This window comes from Ursidibacter sp. B-7004-1, assembly GCF_053654055.1.
On sequence record NZ_JBSIUP010000088.1, the window covers coordinates 1 to 527 of the forward strand.

The following is a 527-nucleotide window of genomic DNA, read 5'->3' on the forward strand; positions in this document are numbered from 1 at the left end:
GAATATTAGTGATACGCCTGTTGGGTAGGGGAGCGTCGTGTAAGCGGATGAAGGTGAATCGAGAGGTTCGCTGGACGTATCACGAGTGCGAATGCTGACATAAGTAACGACAAAACGAGTGAAAAACTCGTTCGCCGGAAGACCAAGGGTTCCTGTCCAACGTTAATCGGGGCAGGGTGAGTCGGCCCCTAAGGCGAGGCTGAAAAGCGTAGTCGATGGGAAACGGGTTAATATTCCCGTACTTGGATAAACTGCGATGTGGGGACGGAGAAGGTTAGGTGAGCAATCTGTTGGATATGATTGTTTAAGCCAGTAGGTGGAAGACTTAGGCAAATCCGGGTCTTCTTAACACCGAGAAGTGATGACGAGTCTCTACGGAGATGAAGTCACCAATACCACGCTTCCAGGAAAAGCCACTAAGCTTCAGGTTTATCTAAACCGTACTATAAACCGACACAGGTGGTCAGGTAGAGAATACTCAGGCGCTTGAGAGAACTCGGGTGAAGGAACTAGGCAAAATAGCACCG

Annotated in this window: 1 rRNA gene; it reads left to right on the forward strand. The window is 49.3% G+C overall.

Annotated elements, in window-relative coordinates:
- Positions 1-527, forward strand: a 23S ribosomal RNA gene (locus tag ACWIW0_RS11345); the annotation flags it as partial.